Source organism: Flavobacterium sp. (assembly GCF_027482425.1).
In the GTDB taxonomy this organism is placed as follows: Bacteria; Bacteroidota; Bacteroidia; order Flavobacteriales; family Flavobacteriaceae; genus Flavobacterium.
The window spans coordinates 1-4,852 of the sequence record NZ_JAIXWA010000061.1 but is presented as its reverse complement, the minus strand read 5'-3'; the positions used below and the strand labels follow the sequence as shown (position 1 = coordinate 4,852).

General features: G+C 41.2%; 5 protein-coding genes and 1 pseudogene. 4 read left to right on the top strand and 2 right to left on the bottom strand.

Annotated features, from left to right (window positions below; genetic code table 11):
* The coding region (locus Q0037_RS09190) for a hypothetical protein (protein ID WP_297517411.1) at positions 1–603 on the bottom strand (603 nt) is incomplete at its 3' end.
* A gap of 54 nt (positions 604–657) precedes the next feature.
* Positions 658–1,299 (bottom strand): protein-L-isoaspartate(D-aspartate) O-methyltransferase, encoded by a 642-nt coding sequence (locus Q0037_RS09185; protein WP_297517409.1) that lies wholly within the window; start codon positions 1,297–1,299, stop codon positions 658–660.
* Positions 1,300–1,457: 158 nt separating this feature from the next.
* Here Q0037_RS09185 and Q0037_RS09180 point away from each other — a divergent pair, with 158 nt between their 5' ends.
* The 4 genes and pseudogenes from Q0037_RS09180 to Q0037_RS09165 form a co-directional block, all read left to right on the top strand.
* Entirely contained in the window at positions 1,458–2,429 is a 972-nt protein-coding gene (locus Q0037_RS09180) for a Gfo/Idh/MocA family oxidoreductase (protein WP_297517407.1), read from the top strand.
* Positions 2,430–2,477: 48 nt separating this feature from the next.
* Positions 2,478–3,368: a 3-hydroxyacyl-CoA dehydrogenase family protein gene (locus Q0037_RS09175; protein WP_297517405.1), complete on the top strand. Its 891-nt coding sequence runs from the start codon at positions 2,478–2,480 to the stop codon at positions 3,366–3,368.
* 111 nt (positions 3,369–3,479) lie between these two features.
* On the top strand, positions 3,480–4,697 hold the full coding sequence (locus Q0037_RS09170) for a DUF1015 domain-containing protein (protein WP_297517403.1): 1,218 nt from the start codon (positions 3,480–3,482) through the stop codon (positions 4,695–4,697).
* Between the two features lie 10 nt (positions 4,698–4,707).
* Positions 4,708–4,852 (top strand): annotated as a pseudogene (locus Q0037_RS09165) (YggS family pyridoxal phosphate-dependent enzyme); the annotation flags it as partial.

Genomic DNA, 4,852 nt, shown 5'->3' with positions numbered 1-4,852 from the left:
GTTGTACCAGCCTACTTTTCCGTTGCTATTCGCATCAAATAATTTGTCATTATTGGCATACGTTTCAGGTTCGTATTCCGTATCAAAACCACTGTCATTGAGGTTTTCAAATACGCCACAGTATTGCCAAGAATCAAGTGCTTTCAATTGGGCAATAGCTTTTTCAAAACCCGCATAATCGCGACGACGACGGTCGCAAATGGCTTTGAAATAAATCACAATGGGATCGGTTCCAAATAAAGGATGGGCCGCAAGTAAATCAATCTTTTTGTAAGTAAACTCGTTGTAACCATTCCCATTCGGACTATCCATTACATAGGGTTTGTAGAAAATTGGGTACAAATAGGCACGATCTTTACAAGTCGCTAGAAATTGTTTGACAAAGCTGTCATCAAAGGACATTTGCCCCATTTCGTGCGTCAAAATCGCATCTAAAATCAAATACTCAGCTTGGGTTTCTTTCTTGGATTTTAACTCTTTATCAAAGAGTTTTCGTGCTTCTTCACGCTTGTTGGCGAGTAGTAAATCCCACACTTTTTTTTCTGAAGTTTGGGCCACAATACTTTGGACCAATACAAGGCAGATAATTACAATTTTTTTCATAAATAGTTTGGTTTCTAATCAAACGACAATATAGAAAGAAAATTGAATATCTTTTTAATTTTTATTTTCGAGTAAAGGAACAAATTTAAACTCACCCAATTCGTGCTTTTCAAACTGGGTTTCATTTTTACGTATCAACAAGGTCATCACTTGCTCTTTCTCTCCAACAGGAATAACTAATCGTCCACCAATTTTTAACTGCGCCATCAAGGCTTGCGGTATCGAAGGCGCACCAGCGGTAACAATAATTCGATCAAAAGGCGCATGTTGCGGCAGTCCTTTATAGCCATCCCCAAACGACAGGTGCTTGGGACGTATACCTAATTTGGGGAGCAACAATGAAGTGGCTTTAAAAAGTTCGTTTTGACGTTCCACAGAATACACTTTGGCACCCAATTTATATAGCACGGCGGTTTGGTACCCACTCCCCGTTCCGATTTCAAGTACCTTATGCTCTTTTTGCACTTGCAGCACTTGCGATTGAAAAGCGACCGTGTAAGGATGGGAAATGGTTTGCCCTGCTCCAATGGGAAATGCCTTGTCTTGGTAGGCAAAATCTTCAAAAGAGGAGTTGAGAAATAAATGGCGTGGAATTTGTCGAATGGCTTCCAAAACGGCAGTATCACTAATCCCTTTGGATTGCAATTGGGTAATCAATTGATTACGCATGCCTTGATGTTTTGGGGTGTCTTTCACAAAAAATTATTTTTTTCGAGCGTAAAAGTACACGGAAATCTGCCAAGTTGCAAATGGAAAAGCACCCGAAAAATTGGCTAAAAAATCGAGAATATTTTCTGGGTCTTGCCCATGATTGTTTTTTGATTTATTGCTACTTTTGATAAAAATATCAAACTATGCTGAAAGTAGGCGTTCTCGGTGCAGGCCACTTAGGAAAAATTCACTTGCGACTTTTACAACAATCTGAAAAATATGAATTAGTTGGTTTTTACGATGAAAATGCCGACTATGCTGAAAAAATAGCTGCCGAATTGGGGTACCACCGCTTTGATACCATCGCCAAACTTATCCAAGCCGTGGATGTCGTAGATATTGTGACTCCCACTTTATCACATTACAAATGTGCAAAAGTGGCGATTAAATCGGGGAAACATGTATTTATCGAAAAACCCATTGCCACTACTGTTGACGAAGCTGAGGAAATTATTGCCTTAGCGCGAGAATATGGTGTACAAGGACAAGTGGGCCATGTGGAGCGCTTCAACCCTGCCTTTCAAGCTGTTCGGGATAAAATTGAAAATCCCATGTTTATTGAAACCCATCGTTTGGCTGAATTTAACCCGCGGGGAACCGATGTGCCTGTGGTTTTGGATTTGATGATTCACGATATCGATGCAATTCTTAGTGTGGTAAAATCAAAAGTGATAGCAGTACATGCTAGTGGCGTATCGGTATTAAGTCAGTCGCCTGATATTGCCAACGCCCGTTTGGAATTTGAAAACGGCTGTGTGGCCAACATCACTTCAAGTCGAATTTCGATGAAAAACATGCGTAAGTCGCGCTTTTTCCAGAAAGATGCGTACATCTCTGTGGATTACCTCGATAAAGTTTGTGAAGTCGTAAAAATGAAAGAAGCCCCTGAACATCCGGGGGATTTTGATATGATTTTGCAAAATGCAGAAGGCGAACGGAAACAAATTTACTTTGACAATCCCGCCGTTGCACCTAACAATGCTATTTTGGAGGAACTCGAAACATTTGCCGAGGCAATTCAAAACAATACTTCGCCTATTGTTACGCTAGAAGACGGAACCGAGGCGTTGCGGGTTGCTTACCAAATTATTGAAGCGATGGAGCGTCAGAAATAAATGGCTCATTTTAAACAAAAAAACAAAACAAACTAAGATAAAATACGAATGAAAACAGTTGCAGTTATCGGTGCAGGAACGATGGGAAATGGCATTGCCCATACGTTTGCACAAAGCGGATTCACCGTAAAATTGATTGATATTTCAGAAAAGTCTTTGGAAAAAGGCATGCAAACCATCGCGACCAATTTGGATCGTATGGTGGCTAAAGGAAGCATTACCGAAGAAGACAAACACAAAACCATTGGCAATATTATCACCTATACCGACATGAAAGACGGTGTGGTAGGGGTTGATTTGGTGGTTGAAGCCGCTACGGAAAATGTAGGCTTGAAATTGAATATTTTCAAGCAATTGAGCGAGCACTGTGCCCATAACGTCATTTTGGCAACCAATACCTCTTCTATTTCTATTACGCAAATCGCGGCACAAGTCGTGCACCCAGAACGTGTTATCGGGATGCATTTTATGAATCCCGTGCCGATTATGAAATTGGTGGAAATCATTCGCGGGTACAACACCTCCGATGAAGTCACCAAAATCATTATGGATTTATCGGTGCAATTGGGTAAAATTCCAACCGAAGTCAACGATTATCCTGGCTTTGTCGCCAACCGAATTTTAATGCCTATGATTAATGAGGCTATCGAAACCTTGTACAATGGTGTAGGCGGCGTGTATGAAATTGATACGGTTATGAAGTTAGGAATGGCACACCCTATGGGACCGTTGCAGTTGGCTGATTTCATCGGATTGGATGTGTGTTTATCGATTCTTAATGTTATGTATGACGGCTTTAAAAATCCGAAATACGCTCCCTGCCCCTTGCTTGTCAATATGGTTATGGCGGGTAAATTGGGCGTGAAATCGGGCGAAGGCTTTTACGATTATAGCGAGAGTAAAAAAGCGGAAAAAGTCGCCAAACAGTTTTTGAAGTAGTGACTGGTGACTGGTGACTAGTCCCGAAACTTCGGGGGTGATTAGTCGTTGGACTTTAGACTTTAGAATTCAAACAATTCATAATTTATAATTCATAATTCATAATTAACCATGTCCACCCTGCTCCCTTTCAAAGCGGTTCGACCGGTAGCGGATAAAGTTGCCTTAATAACCTGCCGAAATTACGACGATTACAGTCCGGCTGAATTGGCAGCATGGCTTAACTTTAATCCGTATTCGTTTTTGCACGTCATCAATCCGGCCTACATGTACGCGCAAAAAATCACCTTAGACAAACGGTTTAAAGGCGTGGCGCATAAATACCAGGACTTCAAAGAAGATGGCATTTTCGTCACCGAAAACACACCCGCCTTGTATTTGTATGAGATTCAAACGAAAAATCAAACCTTTACGGGCATCGTAGGGGGCACGTTGATTGAGGAGTATAAAAAAGAGGTCATCAAAAAGCACGAAGATACCTTGCAATACCGTGTGGAACTGTTCAAAGATTATTTGCATCAAACTGGATTTAATACCGAACCCGTATTGATCACCTATCCCGACAGTCAGGCGTTGAATTCTTGGATTGACCAGAAAAAACAAGAAGCACCGCTGTACCATTTTTCGACGACCAATAAAGAAAAACATACGCTTTGGCGCATCAATCAACCTGAGGAGATCCAATGGGTTCAATCGCAATTTGAGGCAATACCCGAAATCTACATCGCCGATGGGCACCATCGCTCGGCTTCGGCTGAATTGCTGTATGATGAAGTTGGCGATGATCTCCATCCCAATGCAAACGCTTTTATGAGTTTTTTAATCGCCGAAAGCAATGTAAAAATCTATGAATTCAATCGAATCATTCGGGATTTAAACGGGCATTCCCGTGAAGCATTTCTCGAAGCCTTAGAGACCCATTTTATCCTTAAACCCAAAGGACAAGAATTATGGAAACCCCAAGATAAATTTGAATTCGGCATGTATTTGGATGGGGATTTTTACGCCTTATTTTACAAACAAGAACATCCCAATGCCGGACTTTTGGAGAATTTAGACGCGCAAATTCTGTATGATTGCGTTTTGCATCCCATTCTAGGTATTGAAGATCTTCGCAATGATGAACGCATTGAATATTTACCGGGAAAACAATCGCTGCTTACTTTGAAAGAATTAGTCGATGAAGGGGAATTTGAAGTAGGGTTCATGCTCTACCCTTCCGATATTTCTGAAATCAAAGCCTTGGCCGATCAAAAATTGATTATGCCGCCCAAGAGTACGTATATCGAACCTAAATTTCGAAGTGGTCTTTTGGTCTATGAATTATAACCCCAAACGCATGAGCATCGCCGAAAATATTCTAAACATCAAAGCCACGCTACCGCCTGAAGTTACGCTGGTAGCGGTGTCCAAAACCAAACCTGTAAGCGACCTGCTAGAAGCCTATCATGCAGGGCAACGTGTTTTTGGAGAAAATAAAATCC

What these genes read in the sequence shown, in the direction of transcription:
- Q0037_RS09170 (WP_297517403.1), top strand. Translation starts at nt 3,480, where the DNA reads ATGTCCACCCTGCTCCCTTTCAAAGCGGTTCGACCGGTAGCGGATAAA.
- Q0037_RS09180 (WP_297517407.1), top strand. Translation starts at nt 1,458, where the DNA reads ATGCTGAAAGTAGGCGTTCTCGGTGCAGGCCACTTAGGAAAAATTCAC.
- Q0037_RS09175 (WP_297517405.1), top strand. Translation starts at nt 2,478, where the DNA reads ATGAAAACAGTTGCAGTTATCGGTGCAGGAACGATGGGAAATGGCATT.